18 protein-coding genes are annotated in these 19,943 nt (G+C 70.7%); 4 read left to right on the top strand and 14 right to left on the bottom strand.

The window, feature by feature from the left end; genetic code table 11:
* Positions 1-185 precede the first annotated feature (185 nt).
* Positions 186-1,526, top strand: coding sequence for a UDP-N-acetylglucosamine 1-carboxyvinyltransferase (murA, locus tag ACFYNU_RS02305; RefSeq protein WP_356590035.1), 1,341 nt, complete (start codon positions 186-188; stop codon positions 1,524-1,526).
* A gap of 108 nt (positions 1,527-1,634) precedes the next feature.
* On the opposite strand, the gene ACFYNU_RS02310 is transcribed toward murA, so the two are convergent.
* The 10 genes from ACFYNU_RS02310 to ACFYNU_RS02355 form a co-directional block, all read right to left on the bottom strand.
* Positions 1,635-1,916 carry an HU family DNA-binding protein gene (locus ACFYNU_RS02310; RefSeq protein ID WP_003954777.1) on the bottom strand — a complete coding sequence of 94 codons (282 nt, stop codon included), beginning with the start codon at positions 1,914-1,916 and terminating at the stop codon, positions 1,635-1,637.
* Between the two features lie 270 nt (positions 1,917-2,186).
* The gene (locus ACFYNU_RS02315) at positions 2,187-3,620 is read right to left on the bottom strand and encodes an NAD-dependent malic enzyme (protein WP_356595068.1); all 1,434 of its coding nucleotides are present in this window, start codon (positions 3,618-3,620) and stop codon (positions 2,187-2,189) included.
* Between the two features lie 221 nt (positions 3,621-3,841).
* Positions 3,842-4,789 carry an MIP family channel protein gene (locus ACFYNU_RS02320; RefSeq protein ID WP_356595069.1) on the bottom strand — a complete coding sequence of 316 codons (948 nt, stop codon included), beginning with the start codon at positions 4,787-4,789 and terminating at the stop codon, positions 3,842-3,844.
* Between the two features lie 339 nt (positions 4,790-5,128).
* On the bottom strand, positions 5,129-7,717 hold the full coding sequence (locus ACFYNU_RS02325) for a HelD family protein (RefSeq protein ID WP_388764825.1): 2,589 nt from the start codon (positions 7,715-7,717) through the stop codon (positions 5,129-5,131).
* 61 nt (positions 7,718-7,778) lie between these two features.
* Positions 7,779-8,660 (bottom strand): zf-HC2 domain-containing protein, encoded by an 882-nt coding sequence (locus ACFYNU_RS02330; protein WP_356595071.1) that lies wholly within the window; start codon positions 8,658-8,660, stop codon positions 7,779-7,781.
* A complete protein-coding gene (locus tag ACFYNU_RS02335) occupies positions 8,657-9,244 on the bottom strand; it encodes a sigma-70 family RNA polymerase sigma factor (protein WP_023541398.1) in 588 nt (195 codons plus the stop codon). The genes ACFYNU_RS02330 and ACFYNU_RS02335 overlap by 4 nt, the downstream gene beginning before the upstream one ends.
* A 167-nt stretch (positions 9,245-9,411) precedes the next feature.
* Entirely contained in the window at positions 9,412-10,014 is a 603-nt protein-coding gene (locus ACFYNU_RS02340) for a CGNR zinc finger domain-containing protein (protein WP_356595073.1), read from the bottom strand.
* 172 nt (positions 10,015-10,186) lie between these two features.
* Entirely contained in the window at positions 10,187-10,714 is a 528-nt protein-coding gene (locus tag ACFYNU_RS02345) for a GNAT family protein (protein ID WP_356595075.1), read from the bottom strand.
* Between the two features lie 96 nt (positions 10,715-10,810).
* On the bottom strand, positions 10,811-11,953 hold the full coding sequence (locus ACFYNU_RS02350) for a uroporphyrinogen-III synthase (protein ID WP_356595077.1): 1,143 nt from the start codon (positions 11,951-11,953) through the stop codon (positions 10,811-10,813).
* A gap of 144 nt (positions 11,954-12,097) precedes the next feature.
* A complete protein-coding gene (locus ACFYNU_RS02355) occupies positions 12,098-13,504 on the bottom strand; it encodes a nitrate/nitrite transporter (RefSeq protein WP_356595079.1) in 1,407 nt (468 codons plus the stop codon).
* A gap of 176 nt (positions 13,505-13,680) precedes the next feature.
* Between ACFYNU_RS02355 and ACFYNU_RS02360 the strand changes: the two genes are divergently transcribed.
* Both ACFYNU_RS02360 and ACFYNU_RS02365 read left to right on the top strand, forming a co-directional pair.
* Positions 13,681-13,902, top strand: coding sequence for a type II toxin-antitoxin system VapB family antitoxin (locus ACFYNU_RS02360; RefSeq protein ID WP_356595081.1), 222 nt, complete (start codon positions 13,681-13,683; stop codon positions 13,900-13,902).
* Positions 13,899-14,315 carry a PIN domain-containing protein gene (locus ACFYNU_RS02365; protein WP_356595083.1) on the top strand — a complete coding sequence of 139 codons (417 nt, stop codon included), beginning with the start codon at positions 13,899-13,901 and terminating at the stop codon, positions 14,313-14,315. Before ACFYNU_RS02360 ends, ACFYNU_RS02365 begins: the two co-directional genes overlap by 4 nt.
* A 75-nt stretch (positions 14,316-14,390) precedes the next feature.
* Here ACFYNU_RS02365 and ACFYNU_RS02370 read toward each other — a convergent pair whose 3' ends face one another.
* Positions 14,391-14,627 carry a hypothetical protein gene (locus ACFYNU_RS02370; RefSeq protein ID WP_388764831.1) on the bottom strand — a complete coding sequence of 79 codons (237 nt, stop codon included), beginning with the start codon at positions 14,625-14,627 and terminating at the stop codon, positions 14,391-14,393.
* Positions 14,628-14,724: 97 nt separating this feature from the next.
* Between ACFYNU_RS02370 and ACFYNU_RS02375 the strand changes: the two genes are divergently transcribed.
* Positions 14,725-15,633 carry a LysR family transcriptional regulator gene (locus ACFYNU_RS02375; protein WP_356595085.1) on the top strand — a complete coding sequence of 303 codons (909 nt, stop codon included), beginning with the start codon at positions 14,725-14,727 and terminating at the stop codon, positions 15,631-15,633.
* Here the strand turns inward: ACFYNU_RS02375 and ACFYNU_RS02380 are convergent.
* The 3 genes from ACFYNU_RS02380 to ACFYNU_RS02390 form a co-directional block, all read right to left on the bottom strand.
* Positions 15,578-16,825, bottom strand: a complete 1,248-nt coding sequence (locus ACFYNU_RS02380; protein ID WP_356595087.1) for an acyltransferase — start codon at positions 16,823-16,825, stop codon at positions 15,578-15,580. The genes ACFYNU_RS02375 and ACFYNU_RS02380 overlap by 56 nt on opposite strands.
* A complete protein-coding gene (locus ACFYNU_RS02385; RefSeq protein WP_356595089.1) occupies positions 16,822-18,942 on the bottom strand; it encodes a glycosyltransferase in 2,121 nt (706 codons plus the stop codon). The genes ACFYNU_RS02380 and ACFYNU_RS02385 overlap by 4 nt, the downstream gene beginning before the upstream one ends.
* Positions 18,943-19,023: 81 nt before the next feature.
* Positions 19,024-19,707, bottom strand: a complete 684-nt coding sequence (locus ACFYNU_RS02390; protein ID WP_356595091.1) for a hypothetical protein — start codon at positions 19,705-19,707, stop codon at positions 19,024-19,026.
* Positions 19,708-19,943: the final 236 nt, after the last annotated feature.

A 19,943-nucleotide genomic window follows, 5' to 3' on the forward strand; every position in this document is an offset into this window, starting at 1 on the left:
CGCCGCGACACGGAACGAAGTGGACACAAAGAGAAGGGTGACTCAACGCAAGGGGTGACGAACAGAAAGTGTTCTGTCACCCTTCTGACGGCTCCAGGGCGCCCGATGCCTTACGGGAGAGCGGCTTCAGCCCCTTACCCTTTTGCTTTGGCCCCCTGTCCGACGACTCCCGGAACGCGAGATTCATGACCGGCACAGACGATGTAATGCTTGTCCACGGCGGAACCCCGCTGGAGGGCGAGATCCGCGTCCGCGGCGCGAAGAACCTGGTGCCGAAGGCCATGGTCGCCGCCCTCCTCGGCAGCGGGCCCAGCAGACTGCGCAACGTGCCCGACATCCGTGACGTACGGGTCGTCAGGGGCCTGCTCCAGCTGCACGGTGTGACCGTGCGCCCCGGTGAGGAACCGGGCGAGCTGATCCTCGACCCGTCGCACGTGGAGAGCGCCAACGTCGCCGACATCGACGCCCACGCGGGCTCGTCGCGCATCCCGATCCTGTTCTGCGGCCCGCTGCTGCACCGCCTGGGCCACGCCTTCATCCCGGGCCTGGGCGGCTGCGACATCGGCGGTCGGCCCATCGACTTCCACTTCGAGGTGCTGCGCCAGTTCGGCGCGACGATCGAGAAGCGCGCGGACGGGCAGTATCTGGAGGCCCCGCAGCGGCTGCGCGGCACGAAGATCCGGCTGCCGTATCCCTCGGTCGGCTCGACGGAGCAGGTGCTGCTGACGGCCGTACTGGCCGAGGGCGTCACCGAGTTGTCGAACGCCGCGGTGGAGCCGGAGATCGAGGATCTGATCTGCGTGCTCCAGAAGATGGGCGCGATCATCTCGATGGACACCGACCGGACGATCCGGATCACCGGTGTCGACAAGCTCGGCGGCTACAACCACCGTGCCATCCCGGACCGCCTGGAGGCCGCCTCCTGGGCTTCGGCGGCGCTGGCGACCGAGGGCAACATCTATGTCCGCGGCGCCCAGCAGCGGTCCATGATGACGTTCCTGAACACCTTCCGCCGGGTCGGCGGGGCGTTCGAGATCGACGACAAGGGCATCCGCTTCTGGCACCCGGGCGGCCCGCTCAACGCGATCGCCCTGGAGACCGACGTACACCCCGGTTTCCAGACCGACTGGCAGCAGCCGCTGGTCGTGGCCCTGACGCAGGCGGCGGGGCTGTCCATCGTCCACGAGACGGTGTACGAGTCCCGTCTGGGCTTCACCTCCGCGCTCAACCAGATGGGCGCGCACATCCAGTTGTACCGGGAGTGCCTGGGCGGCTCCGACTGCCGCTTCGGCCAGCGCAACTTCCTGCACTCGGCGGTCGTGTCGGGCCCCACGAAGCTCCAGGGCGCCGATCTGGTCATTCCCGACCTGCGGGGCGGTTTCTCGTATCTGATCGCGGCGCTGGCGGCGCAGGGCACCTCACGGGTGCACGGCATCGACCTGATCAACCGGGGCTACGAGAACTTCATGGAGAAGCTGGTCGAGCTGGGCGCGAAGGTCGAACTGCCCGGCCGCTCCCTCGTCTGACACCCCGTCCGCGGCGGCCCCGTCCGCGGCGGACGGACGAGCACACCGGACATGACGGAAGGGCGGTCACCCCGATCGGGGTGACCGCCCTTCCGCTCTGCCTGAGGGTTACTTGCCCTTGGCGGCTTCCTTGAGCTTGGAGCCCGCGGAGACCTTCACGCTGTAGCCGGCCGGGATCTGGATCGGGTCGCCGGTCTGCGGGTTACGAGCGGTGCGAGCGGCACGGTGGGTGCGCTCGAAGGTCAGGAAGCCGGGGATGGTGACCTTCTCGTCACCCTTGGCGACGATCTCGCCAACGGTCTCGGCGAGGGCGGCCAGCACGGCGTCGGCATCCTTGCGAGTCACCTCGGCGCGGTCGGCCAGGGCGGCCACCAGCTCACTGCGGTTCATGTTGTTACTCCCGTGTTCTTCTTGCGTGTGAGGCGTGAGATCGAAGCCGATGCTGCCAGGACCCTCTGACAGTCCCGGTGAGCGGGTCCGTCCTTCAGGTCTTCGCGCCCCAGTGGGGTATCCCCCGGACATAGTCCTTGAGAAAGCATCCTGCCCCCACCAGCGGCGGGAAAGCCAATCCGGGCCCTGAAACCCCCTTGGAGCAGCGGGCTCATGGTCCGCCACCCTAGAGGGGGGTTCACGGTGCCGCGAATCGCGACGCGCCGGGCGTCAGACGGACGTGGTGCCTGTCACAACGGTGCCGGCGGCCTTGGCGGCGGTGCGTACGGCGCCCGCGACGGCGCCGGCGACCTTGTCGTTGAAGACCGAGGGGACGATGTAGTTGGGGTTGAGTTCGTCACCCGTGACGACGTCCGCGAGGGCCGCCGCGGCGGCCAGCATCATGTCGGTGTTGACGGTGCGTGACTGCGCGTCGAGGAGGCCCCGGAAGACGCCGGGGAAGACCAGGACGTTGTTGATCTGGTTGGGGAAGTCGGAGCGTCCCGTGGCCACAACTGCCGCTGTCTCGCGGGCGATTGCGGGATCGACCTCGGGGTCGGGGTTGGCCAGCGCGAAGACGATCGCGCCGTCCGCCATGGCCGCGACGTCCGCGCCGTCGAGCACGTTCGGGGCCGATACGCCGATGAAGACGTCGGCGTCGACGACGGCCTCCTTGAGGGTGCCGGTGACACCCTCCGGGTTGGTGTTGTCGGCGATCCAGCGCAGGGGCGATTCGGCCGCCGCGGACACCAGGTCGGCGCGGCCCGCGTGCACCACTCCGTGGATGTCGGCGACGACGGTGTGCTTGACGCCGGCCGCGATAAGAAGTTTCAGAATCGCTGTACCGGCCGCACCCGCGCCCGACATGACGACCCGTACGTCACCGATCGCCTTGCCGACGACACGCAGCGCGTTGGTCAGCGCGGCGAGCACCACGATGGCCGTGCCGTGCTGGTCGTCGTGGAAGACCGGGATGTCCAGGGCCTCGCGCAGCCGTGCCTCGATCTCGAAGCAGCGGGGGGCGGAGATGTCCTCCAGGTTGATCCCGGCGAAGCCCGGCGCGATGGCCTTGACGATCTCGACGATGGCGTCGGTGTCCTGGGTGTCGAGGCAGATCGGCCAGGCGTCGATGCCCGCGAAGCGCTTGAAGAGGGCCGCCTTGCCCTCCATGACGGGCAGCGCGGCCATCGGGCCGATGTTGCCGAGGCCCAGCACCGCGGAGCCGTCGGTGACGACCGCGACGGAGTTGCGCTTGATGGTGAGCCGGCGGGCGTCCTCGGGGTTCTCCGCGATCGCCATGCACACGCGTGCCACACCCGGCGTGTAGACCATCGAGAGGTCGTCACGGTTGCGGATGGGGTGCTTGGACTGCATCTCGATCTTGCCGCCGAGGTGCATCAGGAACGTACGGTCGGAGACCTTGCCGAGGGTCACGCCCTCGATGCCCCGCAGTTCCTCGACGATCTCGTCCGCGTGGCTGGTGGAGCTGGCGGCGATCGTGACGTCGATCCGCAGCTTCTCGTGGCCGGACGCGGTGACGTCCAGACCGGTCACCGAGCCGCCGGAGGATTCCACGGCTGTGGTCAGCTGGGAGACCGCGGTGCCACTCGCGGGCACCTCCAGCCTGACCGTCATCGAGTACGAGACGCTTGGCGCCGTTGCCATGACCGTGTTCCTCTGCTTTCCCTGGCTTGACTTGCCGCACCACCTCGCGCCTGGCGTCCGGCGGGACCGTCCGATGTTCGCACCTACCTGCTGGTAGGCGGTAACGGGGGTGATGTACCGGGGGACACGGAAAGCACGAGCGGGTCCGCGTCAGTGTGTGACGCGGACCCGCTCCTGTGAAGACGTTGGCCCGTCAACGAAAAGAACTCAACGGGAAAGACCTACTCCTCGTCGCCCGTCTTGACCTCCGTGGTGCTCCCGACGTCGCCCGGAGAGTGCCGCAGGGCGCGCATGTGCAGGACGTCACCGATGAACAGGTCGTAGAGCAGGACGCCGACCACACCGCCGACGAGCGGCCCGACGATCGGGATCCACCAGTAGGAGCTGAAGGACCCGGCGAGGTTGCCGGGCATCGCGAGGTCCGACCAGCCGGCCGCCCAGGTGAGCAGGCGTGGGCCCAGGTCACGGGCGGGGTTGATGGCGTAGCCGGCGTTCGCCCCGTACGACATGCCGACGGCCGCGACGATGAATCCGACGATCAGCGGGCCGAGGTTCGCCTTCACGGCGGTGTTGCGGATGTCGTTGACCGCCGCGATCAGCATCACCAGGAATCCGGTGCCGACGATCTGGTCCACCAGCGGTCCCCAGATCCCGCCGTGGAAGTACGGTGCGGGGAACGTCCCGAAGATCGAGAAGGTCGCCAGTGTGTGGCCGTTGGTCTTCGGCCCCTTCATGGCGAGGTCGAAGGCGCTGATCGCGTCGTGGTAGACGCCGAACACCAGCGCGGCGCCGACGAACGCCCCGGCCAGCTGCGCCGCCCAGTACGGCAGGACCTTGGCCCACTCGAACCTGCGGCGTACCGCGAACGCCAGCGTCACCGCGGGGTTGATGTGCGCCCCGCTGACCCCGCCGGCCACGTACACACCGAAGACCACGGCCATCGCCCAGCCCCAGGTGATCAGGAGCCAGTCCCCGGAGCTGATGAAGAAGGTGGTCGGCCCCTCGGTACGGCCCGAGCCGGGCAGACCGGCGACCGCCATGGCCGTCACGCCGCACCCGAAGGAGATGAGGACGAACGTCCCCAAGAACTCCGCCATGATTTCGCCCCACAGACCTCCCCGGCTTCTGAGCCGGGACGGCTTCACCAAGGGCGCGATTTCCACTGCCATGTTGACCCGATCGAAGAGTGGTCCGACCGGCGCCGGCGCGGGCCGGAACCGGGTTGTCCCGGGCATCTCTACCCGAATCAACCCATTTCGAGGAGAACGTCACTCGTCCGGCACAGCGAAGGCCCCGCCTCCCGGGTGACCGGGAGGCGGGGCCTCATGACGCTGAAAGTGGCACCGACCCGCCATGCTCGCCTCGCGGCAAGTGGTCGCTCGAAGCGACGAAGGTTGGGCCCGGGGGCTTGGATCGAGCCGGTGCCGATACCAGGCTAACAAACGACCCAGGAAAGCGATTCCCGTACGCGCGCCGACTTGACGACCGGTCCCCGGGGAGCCTGCCGGTCAGTCCCTGAGAAGGTCCGGGACTCCCCGCTCGTCGGGGTCGTCACGGTCCGCCGAGACGACCGTCAGCTGTTGCGTCGCACGGGTGAGAGCCACGTACAGCACCCGCAGTCCGGCCGGGGACTCGTCGGCGATCTCCGCCGGTGAGACGACCACCGTCGCGTCGTACTCCAGCCCCTTCGCCTCCAGGCTGCCGAGCGCCACCACCCGGTCGCCGAGCCCCGCCAGCCAGCGTGCCGCCTGTTCGCGGCGGCCCATCGCGACGACCACGCCGATGGTGCCGTCGACGCGCTCCAGCAGGCGCGCCGCCTCGTCCCGTACGACCTGGGCCAGGTCACCGTCCCGTACGGCGCTGAAGCGCGGCTCGACGCCCGTGGAGCGGACGGCGGCCGGGGACTCCATGCCCGGCATCGCGAGGGCGAGCACCTTGGCGGCGAGCGCCGCGATCTCGGCCGGGTTGCGGTAGTTGACGGTGAGGGTGAAGTGGCGGCGCGGGCGGTTGCCGAGGGCCTCGTCGCGGGCCTGGGCCGCCTCGTCCGGGTCCGACCAGGACGACTGGGCGGCATCGCCGACGACCGTCCAGGTGGCGTGCCGGCCGCGGCGGCCGACCATCCGCCACTGCATCGGGGTGAGGTCCTGCGCCTCGTCCACGATGACGTGGGCGTACTCGGTGCGTTCGGCCGCCAGCCGCTCGGCGCGCTCGCGCTGCGACTCCTCGCGCTGCGGCATCAGCTCCTCCAGCCCGGTCAGCTGGTCCAGCGGGTCCAGCTCGCGGCGTCTGCGCGGGCGGACCGGGGTGCCGAGCAGCTGCTCAAGCTCGTCGAGGATCGCCACGTCGTGGACGGAGAGCGGGCCGGTGCCGTCGGGGCCGACGCGGCGCAGCGAGCGGGCGACCTTCCTGGTCTCGTTCGGATTGAGGATGCGGCGCGCCCAGCGGCCGAGCCGTCGTTCGTCGGCCATCGCGGCGAGCACACCGCGCGGCGTGAGTTCGGGCCACCAGGCGTCCAGGAACTCGATGAAGCTGTCCTCGGTCGTCACGTCGTCGTCGAAGCCGCCGCGCAGTTCGGCGGCCAGTTCGGCGTCGCCCTTGGCGGCGTGGTCCACGGCCCGGGCCGCGGCGCCGGACTTCGCCCACAGCGCGTCGAGGAGCAGTTTGCGGGCGCGCGGGCGCAGCAGGTTGACGGGCGCGGTGCCGCCGAGGACCGACTGTCTGATGCGGTGCAGCTCGTCGGAGTCCAGCTCCAGCCGGCGGCCGAGGGCGACCACCCGCAGCCGGGTGGGTGTGGCGGCGCGGCCCGGTGCGGGCGTACCGCCTCGCGCGGCGCCGGTGGCGGCGTTGCCCGTGTCCGGCCCGTCGTCGCCGAAGGCGAGCTGGCCGGTGGCGCCCTGTCCGGAGCCCTGCCCTGCGGCCGTACGGCTGCCGCCCCGCCCGCCGCGTCCCCCGGCGGGCGCCCGGTCCCCCTCCAGCGCCCCGCGTGCCGCCTTGCGCAGCACCTTCAGCATGCGCGCCGAGCCCTTGACGCGGGAGACGGCCGGCTCGTCGTACGCGGTGGCCTCCGCGCCGTCCACGAGCGACCCGACCGCGCGGATCGCGACCTGTCCCTCCTCGCCCAGGGACGGCAGCACGCCTTCGGTGTACGCGACGAGCAGCGGCGTCGGCGAGACGACGAGGATGCCGCCCGCGTACCGCCGTCTGTCCTGGTAGAGCAGGTACGCGGCGCGGTGCAGCGCGACGGCCGTCTTGCCGGTGCCGGGCCCGCCGGACACCTCGGTGACGGACGCGGCGGGCGCCCGGATCACCAGGTCCTGCTCGGCCTGGATGGAGGAGACGATGTCGCGCATGGTGTGGCTGCGGGCCTGCCCGAGGGCCGCCATCAGCGCGCCGTCGCCGATGACGGGCAGCGTGGCGCCGTTCAGGGTGGCGGTCAGCTCGGGGCGCATCAGGTCGTCCTCGACGCCGAGGACCTTGCGGCCCTTGGAGCGGATGACCCGGCGCCGTACGACCCGGCCGGGGTCGACGGGTGTCGAGCGGTAGAACGGCGCGGCGGCGGGCGCGCGCCAGTCGATGACCAGCGGCGAGTAGTCGGAGTCCAGGACCCCGATCCGGCCGATGTGCAGGGTCTCGGCGATGTCGGCGGTGTCGTCGTCGCGTACGGCGTCGTCGGCGGGTTCGACGGAGGTGTAGGCGCCGTCCGGGCCCTTCTTGCCGTCCTTGCCGGGCAGCAGGTCGACCCGTCCGAAGAGGAAGTCCTCGAACTCGTTGTTGAGCCGGTTGAGATGGATCCCGGCCCGGAACACCTGCGCGTCGCGTTCGGCGAGCGCGCCGGGCGTGCCGACCTGGCCGCGCTTGGCGGCGTCGTTCATCAGGAACTCGGCCTCGTGGATCTTCTCCTCGAGACGGCGGTAGACCTGGTCGAGATGTTCTTGCTCGACACCGATCTCACGGTCACGGACGGAGTCGGCCGCCGCGCCGCGCGCGGGGTCCTTCCACGTCCCGCGGGCGGGGTCGCTTATGGCGTCGTTTCCCTTGTCGCGTACGGGATCGACAACCGATCCGGCGGATTCAACAGCGGCATCCTGCGCGGCCACCGAGGCCCCCTTCTGACGTGCACTGGGCAGCCGTCAACCGTACGCGAAGGGGGCCGGTATGTCAGGCCTCGACCTCCACCAGACGCTTGCCGTCAAATGTCCGGACCTCGAAGTGGTCGATGTCGTTCCGGTCCATGGCGGAGCCGCCGTGCACGTACAGCGGGTTCTTCGCGACGTCGTGGGTGCTCTCGGGGAGGCCGTAACCCCACTTCGGCACGGCCCACGAGGTGACGATCTCCTCCTCGCCGGTCTTGGACACGGCGACGAGGCTGCACTTGAGCGGCCCCTTGACGTTCTTCAGCTCCAGCGCGGCGTGGGTCCCCCAGCCCTTGGGCTCCAGGCCGACGGTCGCGCTGACCTTGGTGACCGGGTCGGTCGCCTCGACCTTCTCCGGCATGTGCTCCATGAAGGCGTCCTCGGCGGGACTGGTGGGGTGCGGATCGGCGGCCCGGTTGCTCGTGCCACCGTCACCGGAGGTGGCGACGACCGCGACGGCGGGACCGCCGACGACCAGTGCCGCCGCGGCGGCGACCAGATACATCGAGCGGCGCCGGCGCTTGGCGCGCTTGACCGCGACCTCGTCGACGAGCCGGTCGAGGAGGCGCGGACTGGGCTGCACGGTGACGGCGGGCGCAGGTGGCGGCGCGGGCGTGGCGGCGCGCCCGAACGGGGAGGCGGCCGGCGCCGCGGCCGACTGCGCGAAGGGGTCGGTGCGGCCGAACGGTGACGACTGCCCGAAGGGGTCGGGATTGTCCGCCAGCATGGCCAGCATCGGCTCCATCCCGGCGAACTCCTCCAGATGGAGCGCGCAGATGTGGCAGCCGGCCAGATGCGCCTCGAAGGCGGTGGCGTCCGCCTCGTCCAGGATCCCCAGCACGTACGCCGCCGCCGCGTCGTGCGCGGTCGTGCCGTCGCCCTGCCCTGACTGCTCGTACGTCGTCATGCCGAGACCCCCCTCTCCTCCAGAGCGAGCTTCATGGAACGAAGCGCGTAGAACACACGCGACCGCACGGTCCCACTGGGTATGCCGAGCGTCTCGGCCGCCTCGTTGACCGTACGTCCCTTGAAGTACGTCTCCACCAGAACTTCCCGGTGGGCGGGGGTCAAATCATCGAGGGCATCAGAGAGCGTCATCAGCCACAACGCCTTGTCGATCTCGTCCTCCGCGGGCATGACCTCCAGCGGCGACGGGTCGACCTCCTGCGGCCGGGCCTGCCGGCTGCGGTGACCGTCGATGACGATACGTCGGGCGACCGTCACCAGCCAGGGTCGGACAGAGCCGGTCGCCCGGTTGAGCTGGCCGGCGTTCTTCCAGGCACGGATGAGCGTCTCCTGCACGACGTCCTCGGCCCGTTGGCGGTCACCCGCGACGAGTCGCAGGACATAGGCGAGCAGGGGTCCGGCGTGTTCCCGGTAGAGGGCTCGCATCAACTCCTCGTCCGGGACGGAGATGTTGGTGCGCGGTGCCTCGCTCCGGTGCCTGGCCCGGTGAGGTCGGTCGTCGGCCACGGCCGCATCCTTGCGCACCTGAACCTCCCGGTCGAGACCTTGTGACGGCTGCTTGTTCCCATCACTGAGGACTTACGGACCGGTGCGGAGATCTGCTCAACCGCGCGGCGGAAATCTTTCAAGATCTTTTCGGGAAGTGCCGGGCTCGCGTCAGGCGGGGCTCGGGCGTGAGGCTCGGACCCGCGTCAGGCGCGGGCGACCGCCGCCCGGCGCCGGTGCCGGGCGACCCGTTCCCTGTTGCCGCAGACCTCGCTGGAGCACCAGCGCCTGCGCCGCCCGCGCGAGGTGTCCAGATACACCCGCCGGCAACTGTCGCCCTCGCACTGCCGCAGCCGCGCCCGCGCGACGGGGTCGGTCAGCAGGTCCACGGTGTCCCGGGCCACGACCGCGAGCAGCGCGCCGCACTCGGGCTCGTCGCTGAGCGTACGGACGAGGCCGCCGCCCGGTTCGCGTACGGCCCTGATGCCGGGCGGGGCGCCGGCGGCGATGGCGTTGACGCGCTCCAGCGCGGCTGCCGCGTACCGCCCGTCGATCTCGGCGCGCACCAACTGGCCGACACAGTCGCGCAGTTCGGCGAAGCGCTGGACCCAGCCGGTGTCGACGCCGGTGAGCGGGGTACCGGCTGGTACCAGACCGCAGCCGGTGAGCCATCGGCCGAGGAGTCCGGCGTCGTCGCCCCGTGGCCCTTCGTCGAACCCCCTGGGGGCCGGTTCCCCGGTGGCGACCAGATCCAGGCAGACGCGCCCGGAGTCGAATCGCCACTCGTACGAGCCCACGCCCGTAGTCATGTGCCTGTCACCGCCTCGGTCACCGTGCTGCCGCGTATCTCCCAGAGTGCCTGCCCCGGAACCTGTCCGGAACCCCTCCGGCGCCCCCTCAGTTGAACCTCGGCCGGTGAATTCTCCGTACGGCAGCCAACCCCGGCCCCCGGAACGCCGTCTTACGTTTCCACGGCCCCTCCTAGGGCGCGGTGTTCGGCGGGCCGTCGTGCAGGATCCGCTGGAAGAGATGGTGGTCGCGCCACGCGCCGTCGATGTGGAGATAGTTCGGCGCCGTGCCGATCAGCTCGAACCCGCATTTGCGCAGGACCCGCTGCGAGCCGGTGTTGGAGAGCATCGTGCACGCCTCGATCCGGTGCAGCCCCAGATCCTCCAGGGCGGCCCGGCAGACCTCCTCGGTGGCGCGGGTGGCCAGTCCGCGCCCGGTGTACTCCGCGTCGATCCAGTAGCCGAGGCTGGCGCTGCGGAACGGCCCGAGGACGATGGTGGAGAGGGTGGCCTGGCCGACGATGTCGCGTCCGTCGACGAAATGCCAGCGCAGATGGGCGGGGTCGGCCAGCAGCTGGGACTGCGCCTCCGGCGTGTAGTAGTCGGCCGTACGGTGCGGCGACCAGGGGCCCATGTGGACCCTGTTGCGCAGATGCGCCTCGGCGAGCGGGCCGGCGTCTTCCGCTCTCGCGGGCCGGAACGGAAGGGAGTCGTTGACCATCCGATAAAAATAGACGGCCCGGTTCCGGTTCGATACCGCAGCGGTGACCTCGATCGACGTACGGTCACGCCGTGCCGGTCACCCGCCCCCGTACGGTCACCCGCCCCCGTACTTCGTACCGGCCGCCGGGTCCAGCGCCAGCCGGTAGCCGCGCTTGACGACGGTCTGGATCAGCTCCGGGGCGCCCAGTGCCGCGCGGAGCCGGGTCATCGCCGTCTCGACGGCGTGCTCGTCGCTGCCCGCCCCCGGCAGGGCCCGCAGCAGATCGGCCCGCGAGACCACCCGGCCGGGCCGCTTGGCGAGCGCGTCGACCAGGGCCATTCCGGCGGGCGGTACGGGCTTCAACTCGCCGTCCAGCAGCACCGCGTGGCCCCGGATCTCGAAGCGGCGGCCCGCGACCGTCAACGCCCTGGTGCGGCCGGGCAGTTCGACGCAGAGGACCTGAACGAGCGGGCCCAGCCGGAAGCGTTCGGGCTGGACGGTGTCGATGCCGTGCTCCTGGAGCGGCAGCGCGGTGACGGGCCCGACGCAGGCGGCGAGCACATCGTGGTGCAGGGCCTCGACCAGACCGTCCAGCAGACCGCGTTCACGGGCCCGGGAGAGCAGCGAGGCGACGGCGGGCGCGCTGGTGAAGGTGACGGCGTCCAGGCTGCGCGCGAGGGTCGCGTCGATGAGCCGGTCGACCGGCGCGATGTCCTCGGGCGGCATCCAGCGGTAGACGGGTACGACGACGACGTCGGCGCCCCCGGCCCGCAGCGCCTCCACGAAGCCGGGCAGCGGCTCGCCGTGCAGCTGGAGCGCGACCCGGCGCCCCTCGACGCCCTCGGTCAGCAGCCGGTCCAGCACCTCGGCCATGGACTCGGAGTCCGGCGACCACTCCTCGGTCAGCCCGGCGGCGCGGATCGCGCCCTTGACCTTCGGTCCGCGCGCCAGCAGTTCGGTGCCGCGCAGACAGTCGAGCAGATCCTGGCCGTGCCCCCAGCCGTCGGCCGCCTCCACCCAGCCGCGGAAGCCGATCGCGGTCGTCGCGATCACCACATGGGGCGGGTTGCCGATCAACTCCTTGGTGGCGGCGAGGAGTTCGGTGTCGTCGGAGACCGGCACGATACGCAGGGCGGGCGCGTGCACGACGGCGGCGCCGCGCCGGATGAGCAGCGCCCCCAGCTCGTCGGCGCGCCGGGCGGCGGTGACCCCGACCGTGAATCCGGCGAGGGGGCCGTGCTGCTGCTGATCGGACATGGTCTTCCCGTCCCGCTCTCTCGTCCTACGGCTGCGAGGCGGTACCGGCCCGGTCTCCGGGCCCGGCTCCGCCTCGTCGTACCGGCTCACGCCGTGGCATACCGGCTCACCCCGTGGCGTGGCGGTGCGCCGCCTCGTACCGGCTCATACCTCGGCGTAGTCGAGCCTGCGCGCCACGCCCGCCCCGGCCCCGGGGTCCGCCTCCGTCGCCGGTCCGGCCGCCTGCTTCCGAAGGTATACCGCCCAGGTGAGCGCCGAGCACACGCCGTAGAAGCCGAGGAAGGCGACGAACGCGGCGGTGCCGGTCCCCGCCGCGCCCTGGAAGGACTGCCGGAATGCGAGGTTGACCCCGAGTCCGCCGAGCGCCCCGACGGCGCCGATGAGCCCCATGGAGGCGCCGGAGAGCCGGCGCCCGTAGCGGGCCGCCGCCTCCCCCGTCAGCCCGCCGGCCAGGGCCTTCGTCCGGAAGATGCCGGGGATCATCTTGTACGTGGAGCCGTTGCCGATGCCGCTGAGCAGGAACAGCGCGGTGAAGCCGACGAGGAAGACGGGCAGCGACTCGGTCACCGAGGCGAAGATCACAACGCCGGTCGCCGCCGCCATCCCCGCGAAGTTCCCCAGCGTGATGCGGGCGCCGCCGTACCGGTCGGCGAGCCTGCCGCCGACCGGCCGGACCAGCGATCCCAGCAGCGGACCCAGGAAGGTCAACGAGGCGGCCTCCAGGGGCGTACGCCCGAATTGCGTCTGGAGCACCAGCCCGAAGGCGAAGCTGTAGCCGATGAAGGAGCCGAACGTCCCTATGTAGAGGACGGCCATGATCCAGGTGTGCCGGTCGCGTACGGCCTCCCTCGCCGCCCCGGTGTCGTTCCGCACCGGCGCCAGGTTGTCCATGAACAGCGCGGCGCACAGGGCGGCGACGACGATCAGCGGCAGATACACCGCGAGGACGATCCGGGGGTACGCGGCGCCCGCGGTCCCGATCACCAGCAGTCCGACGAGCTGCACGACCGGCACACCGATGTTGCCGCCGCCCGCGTTGAGCCCGAGCGCCCAGCCCTTCTCGCGCAGCGGGAAGAAGGAGTTGATGTTGGTCATCGACGAGGCGAAGTTGCCGCCGCCGAGTCCGGTGAGCGCGGCGACGGCCATGAAGGTGGTGTACGAGGTCCCCGGCTCCATCACCAGATACGCGGCGCCGGTCGGCAGGAGCAGCAACAGGGCGCTGACGACGGTCCAGTTGCGGCCGCCGAAGCGGGCGACGGCGAAGGTGTACGGGACCCGGACGAGCGCGCCGACGAAGGTCGCCATGCCGATGAGGAAGAACTTCCCGGCCGGGTCGACCCCGTACTCGGGCCCCATGAACAGCACCATCACCGACCAGAGGGTCCAGACGGAGAACCCGATGTGCTCGGAGAGTACGGAGAAGAGCAGATTGCGCCGCGCGGTCCGGCGGCCGGTCCGCTCCCAGAAACCGGGGTCCTCGGGATCCCAGTGCTCGATCCATCGCCCCCGTCCGGCGCCGTGTGCCGCATCGGTGATCGTCGGGCCAGTCATCGCGCCTCCACTGACGGTGCGGTTCGGTGACTCCCGACGGTAGGGACACCGCGTTTCACCGGGGTGCCCCGAGATGACCGGCGCGCAACCTTGCTCTCACCGGGGCGCGGGCACGGCTGTGAGCCGTTGGCTATGCTGTTGATGGCGACTGTTGTTCATAAACAGAAGGAGTCCCGATGAGCCTGACGACTATCGACCTCGACGACGAGGCCCTGGCCGACGCCATGCGGGTATCAGGCATAAGGACGAAGAAGGAGGCGGTGAACACCGCTCTTCGCGAGTTCACCGCCCGCCACCGGCGCATCGCGGCGCTGGAGGAGTACGCCTCGCTCGCCGAGGGCTGGGACTACGAGTCCTGGGAGCGGCAGCGGGCCTCGGAGAAACGGGGCGAGCGGTGATCCGCTACGTGATCGACTCGTCCGCCGTGTGGCGGATCCTTCGCGACAAGGAGCTGCGCGCTCCCTGGAGCGAGGCGATCAGCGGTGGCGCGGTCGGGTCCTGCCACCCCCAGCGGGTGGAGTTCAAGCGGTCCGCACGCGACGTCGACGAGTACGAGCGCATGACGGACATGTTCGCCGAGCTGCACCCCGACATCTCCGTACCGAAGAATCCGTGGCCCTGGATCGAGACCGCCCAGTACCGGCTGGCCGGGCGGGGCCGGCATCAGGCCCTCTCGGTGACCGACTGGCTGATCTGCGCGACGGCGGCGCATCGCGACGTGATCGTCCTGCACGACGACAACGACTTCAGGTCCGCCGCCTCGCTCCTGCCCGACCTGCGCGAACGCCGTATCCACGAGATCCCCCACTGAGCGCGGGCGCGGGCGCGTTCGCCGGCGCGTCACCGTGAAGTCGACCGGCCTTGTTTCTCGTCGCCGGAGGCCGTCTCAGGGGCCCGCGTGGCACTCCGCTTTTGGTGCGTACATGACACTGTTGGCGCCCACGACGAGCCGCGCCGCGCCCCCGCCGGGCGCCTCCAGCCAGACCCGTACCCGCCCGCAGGCACAGCGCGTGTAGACGACCGTCCCCTCGGCGACGGCATGGCGCGACGCCTCCTGGAGCGGGGCCTCCACCGGCCAGCCGCAGTCGGCGCAGACGGCGATGTCTCTCGGATCAGCTTCCATACCGCCCAGCGTCCGCCCCTGCGACCGTGCGCGTCCATCGCATCTTTCGGCACGGATCCATGCCGAAACTCTGTACGGATGACGCACCATGGAGTGCGTGATCAATCTGCGCCTGCTCCAGACGCTGCGCGTCATGAACGCGCAGGGCACCGTCGCGGCCACCGCCCGCGCGCTGAACCTCTCGCCGTCCGCCGTCTCCCAGCAACTGCGCCAGCTCTCCCGGGAGGTGGGGTCCGAACTGTGGGAGCCGGACGGCCGGCGGATCCGCCTGACCACGGCCGGCTGTGTCCTGCTGCACCACGCGGACCTGCTCAGCGCCCAGTGGGAACGGGCCAGGGCCGATCTCGCCGACCACGGCGGCGGCTCGTACCGGACACTGCGCCTCGGCGGCTTCGCGACCAGCATCGGCCCGCTCCTCGCGCCCGCCGCGCAGGAGTTGCGGGAGGCCGCGCCGTCGACCCGTACGACGGTCGCCGACGTCGACACCCGGCACTGCTACGAGCAGCTGCTGGCCGGCAAGCTCGACATCGCCGTCCTCACGCCGCTGCCCGGCAGCCCCACCATGGACGATCCCCGGTTCGACCAACAGCCCCTGATGGACGACTACCTGGACCTGGTCGTCCCGGCGGAGCACCCGCTGGCCGGCCGTGAGCGCGTCGAGCTGTGCGAGGCCGCCGACGACGACTGGATATCCCCGCACCACGACCAGAGCCGCCTCATCGAGGCGCTCTGCACCGCCTCCGGCTTCGCGCCGCGCATGGTCCACCACGCCGACGAGTGGTCGGCGGTGCTCTCGCTGATCAGCCACGGCCTCGGCGTCTGCCTCGTACCGCGCCTGGTCTCCCTCACCACCCACCCGCAGCTCACGCGCCTCTGCGTCGGCGGCGACCCGCCGCCCTTCCGGCGCGTCCTGACCTGCGTACGCAGCGGCAGCGGGAGCCAGGCGACGATCAGGGACGGTCTGACGAGCCTGCGCGCGCGGGCGGCGCTGAGCCCGTGGACGTGAGGTCCCGCGCGCCATCGGGGCCGCTCGGCCAGAGCCTCGGCCGCCGCTTCGCCGCGATGTCCTCGACCCATCCGAAGGCGAGGATCGCCACCGCGAGCAACGGCCAGACGAGCACCAGCGGCAGCACCGGATACGCCATGTCCACCAGATCACCGTGGGCGTACAGCGCGGGGACGTCGTAGAGCAGGTCGATGACCGGGAAGGTCGCCATGATGAGCAGGTTGTGCCAGAGATAGATCGTCACGGCGCGGTTGTTGGCGAGCGTGATCGTGGAGTCGAACCGCGCGAACCTGCCCGGGAGTTGCCGCCAGGACGGCGCGTACTGGAGCAGGATCACACAGAAGCCGAGCGACCAGGTCGCCTGCGCCAGCGGGATCTCGTCCAGATTCCAGCCCTCCTCGGTGAGATGCCCCGAGGCCCACCAGATCCCGAAGGCCATGACGAACGCGGCCAGCGAGACCGTGAGATACCGCGGCACCTTCGTGAACAGGCCGTCGTGGTGGGCAAAACCGAGAATCCAGCACGCGCCGTAGACCGCGAAGTCCGTCAGCGCCTCGCCGCTCTCGCCGGGGATCTCCACCAGACCGGTGCCGATGACGGCCGTCAGCGCCAGCGGCGCCGCCAGCGTCGCCCAGGGCACCCGCCGGAACGCCCACAGCAGCAGCGGGGACGCCAGCACGAACCAGAGATACGCGCGGATGTACCAGAGCGGCCCGACCGCCTGCTCCGCCCAGGACGTCTCCAGCAACCCGCCGTCGGCGCCGCTCTCCCACGGATACGGCGGCGCCCCGACCGGGAACAGATAGTTGGCCAGCCTGAGGAACCACCACACCCCCTCCTCCCTGACCGGCCGCCAGCCCATCGCGAAGATCATCGGAACGACGACCACCGCGAACGCCCACATCGGCGGCAGCAGCCGCCGTATCCGGCCCCGGACGACATCCAGCGACGGCCGGGCCAGCGAGCGCGCCATCAGTGAGCCCGCCAGCGCGAACATCACGCCCATGGACGGGAAGAGGATCGTCAGCCAGGCCCAGCCGAAGATGTGGTAGATCACCACACGTCCCAGCGCGACCGCCCGCAGCAGGTCGAGATAGCGGTCCCGGCCGGAGGGCCGTACGGCCGCCTCCGCTTCCGGTGCCTTGTGCCTGGCGCGCGGAACGCCCGTCGTGCCCAGGGGAACGCCGCTCATGCCACCGGCCTCCGGCTGTCGTCGCTCCGCCGGCCCGTGGTGGCCCCCGGCGCCTCCACCGCGCCCGTGCGGCGCAGCTTCTGCCAGCGCAGCCGGCCACCGGTGAGGGCCGTGATCCAGGACTGGAGCAGTACGACGTACATGAGTTGGCGGTAGAGGATCTGCTGGAGCGGCAGCGAGAGCAGATGGATCATGCGCTCGCCGTCCAGCCGGAAGGCGTACGCGGCACAGACCGCCTGCACGGCGAGCACACCCAGCCACGCCAGGACCGTGTTCCCCGTGGGGCCGAACACCAGCCCGTACAGCAGGAATACGTCGATGAGCGGCGCCAGCAGCGGGAACAGCACCATGAACAGCGAGACCAGCGGCAGTCCGACCCGGCCGAAGCGCCCCGACGGGCCGCTCTCGACCACCGCGCGGCGGTGCTTCCAGATCGCCTGCATCGTGCCGTAACTCCAGCGGTAGCGCTGGGACCACAGCTGCTGCACGGACTCCGGCGCCTCGGTCCAGGCGCGGGCCCGCTCCGCGTACACGACCCGCCAGCCGTCGCGGTGCAGGGCCATGGTGACGTCGGTGTCCTCGGCGAGGGTGTCCTCGCTCATGCCGCCGACCCGCTCCAGGGCCGTGCGGCGGAAGGCGCCGACCGCGCCGGGGATGGTGGGCATGCAGCCGAGCACGTCGTACATACGGCGGTCGAGGTTGAAGCCCATGACGTACTCGATGTGCTGCCACGCGCCGATGAGGGTGTCGCGGTTGCCGACCTTGGCGTTGCCCGCGACGGCCCCGACGCGCGGGTCGCCGAACGGCTGGACCAGCTCACGCACGGTCGATGGCTCGAAGACGGTGTCGCCGTCCATCATCACGACGAGATCGTGACTGGCGTGCGCCAGGCCGTTGTTGAGCGCGGCCGGCTTGCCGCCGTTGACCTGCCGCACGACATGGACGCCCGGCAGCCACATCGCCTCGACGATGTCCGCCGTACCGTCCGTCGACCCGTCGTCGATGACGATGACCTCGATCGGATGGTCGCTCTGCGTCAGGGAGCGGACCGTGCTGGCTATGCACTCGCGTTCGTTGTACGCGGGCACCAGCACCGTCACCGGTTCGGTGACCGGCTCTCCCCAACGGAAGCCGCGCCCGCGCACCTTGCGCGCGTGGGCGAAGGACAGCACCAGCATCAGCCCGAACCGTCCGATGACCAGCACACCGATCACGGCGAGACCGGCCACCAGCACGGTGGTGGTGCCCTCCGAGACGGCGACGGCGCCGACGAAGGCCTTGCCCTGGAGCAGTTCGACTCCGGAGGCGGGCGTGTGGGCGCTCGGGGCGCCAAGCGCCTCGGTGAGGTTGGTGAACTCGTACCCCCGCTCCTTCATCTGCGGCAGGAACGTACGCAGCGCGGTCACGGTCTGCGAGCGGTCGCCGCCGGAGTCGTGCATCAGGACGATGGAGCCCCGGGTGCCCTTCGGGGTGGCCCGGTCGATGATCGCGGAGACCCCGGGACGCTTCCAGTCCTCGCTGTCGGTGTTGTTGAGCACGGTGATGTAGCCGAGGCTGCCGATGTACTCGGTGACCGGCCAGGACTCGTCGTCCATCGCGTCGGCGAAGGAGGAGTACGGCGGCCGGAACAGCGAGGTACGGATACCCGCCGCGCCCGCGAGCACCAGCTGGTTCTGGGTCAGCTCCCAGTCGATCCGGGACCTGGACTGGTAGGCGAGGTCGGGGTGGTTGAAGGTGTGCAGGCCGATCTCATGGCCCTCGTCGACCATCCGCCGCACCAGGCCGGGATGGCGCGAGGCCATCGTGCCGGTGACGAAGAAGACGGCGTGCGCGTCGTACCGCTTCAGCTCGTCGAGGACCTTCGGTGTCCACTCCGGATCCGGTCCGTCGTCGAAGGTCAGCACGAGCTTGTGGTCGGGGACCCGTAGCGCCTTGGGCGTGGTCGTCCCGCGCGCGTCGATGACCGGTCCGCCCTTGAGGATCCGGTCCGGCACCTGCTCGGTGCCGGCCGGCGGGCGTACGCGATGGTCGGCCAGGATCTCGCTGTGTACGTAGCCCCGCAGCATCAGCATCGCGAGGAGGGCGACGAGAAGCAGTGAGGGAAGCAGATAGCGCATGGGCAGTCTGCGTCTGGCGACGCGCCCCGGTCTCCGTCTCTGCTTGTGCGACGGGGCCTGTCTGCCGGAAGAAGTCATGTGTTACTCGGCGCCTTCCGCGACTGCCTGCCGGCCGTCCTGTGTAACGGGTGAATCGGTCGGTGTGTCCGACGGGCTCGGTTCCGGTTCGGGGTCCGGTCCGGGGTCGACCGGGCCCGGGTCGGGATCACCGGTGCCGGGCTCGGGGTTGGGCTCCTCCGGTCCTGGACCGGGGTCGTCGGGGTCCGGCTGCGGCTTGGGGCCACCCGGTCGCGGGTCCGGGTCGGGCTTGTCGGAGACCGAGGCGGAGGGTTCCGGTTCGCCGGAGGGGACACCGCGGGCGTCGGACGTGGCCGGTGAGCCGGAGACGGAGTCCGAGGGGCTGGGGCCGGCGTCGTCCGCGCCCGGTGGGGCGACCACGGTGGGCCGTTCCTTCGGGGGCGGCTGTATCTCGACGTTCTGCGAGTCGCGTTTGTCGCTGACGCCGGGTATCCGGAGCAAGGGGGCGGTGGAGTTACCGCCGATCAGGGCCGCGACCAGGGCCACCGCGTAACAGGCACTGGCGATGGCCAGCACCCAGCCCAGACGCCGGAGTTTCTTGCTCCGACGGCCGCTGGCGTCGACGAAGACGGGCCCGTCGGAGCTGTCCGTGGCGCGTGCCGCGGGTATGCCGGTGATTTCCGTGGCCGGGCCTGGCAGCTCGGAGAGCTGCCGCCCCAGGCCGTCGAGCTCGACGGTGACGTCCATCGACTCATGCGTGTGCCCCTTTTGGGCATCTTCTCGCCAATTGTCCACTGCTGTACGCACATCCCCCCACAGGATTACCGGGTGCATACATGAAACTGGCTGAAATCCGGCCGTCGCCCGGGCCCCCACCCGAACCGAACGCCCCCCACCACTTGCACCCGGACCCAGAATGTAGCGCACGCTGACCAGGCCCGTGCCCACCCTTCACCAGTTGATAGGCATGTGTACATCTTCGT

Source organism: Streptomyces sp. NPDC006643, from assembly GCF_042870175.1.
Taxonomy (GTDB): domain Bacteria; phylum Actinomycetota; class Actinomycetes; order Streptomycetales; family Streptomycetaceae; genus Streptomyces.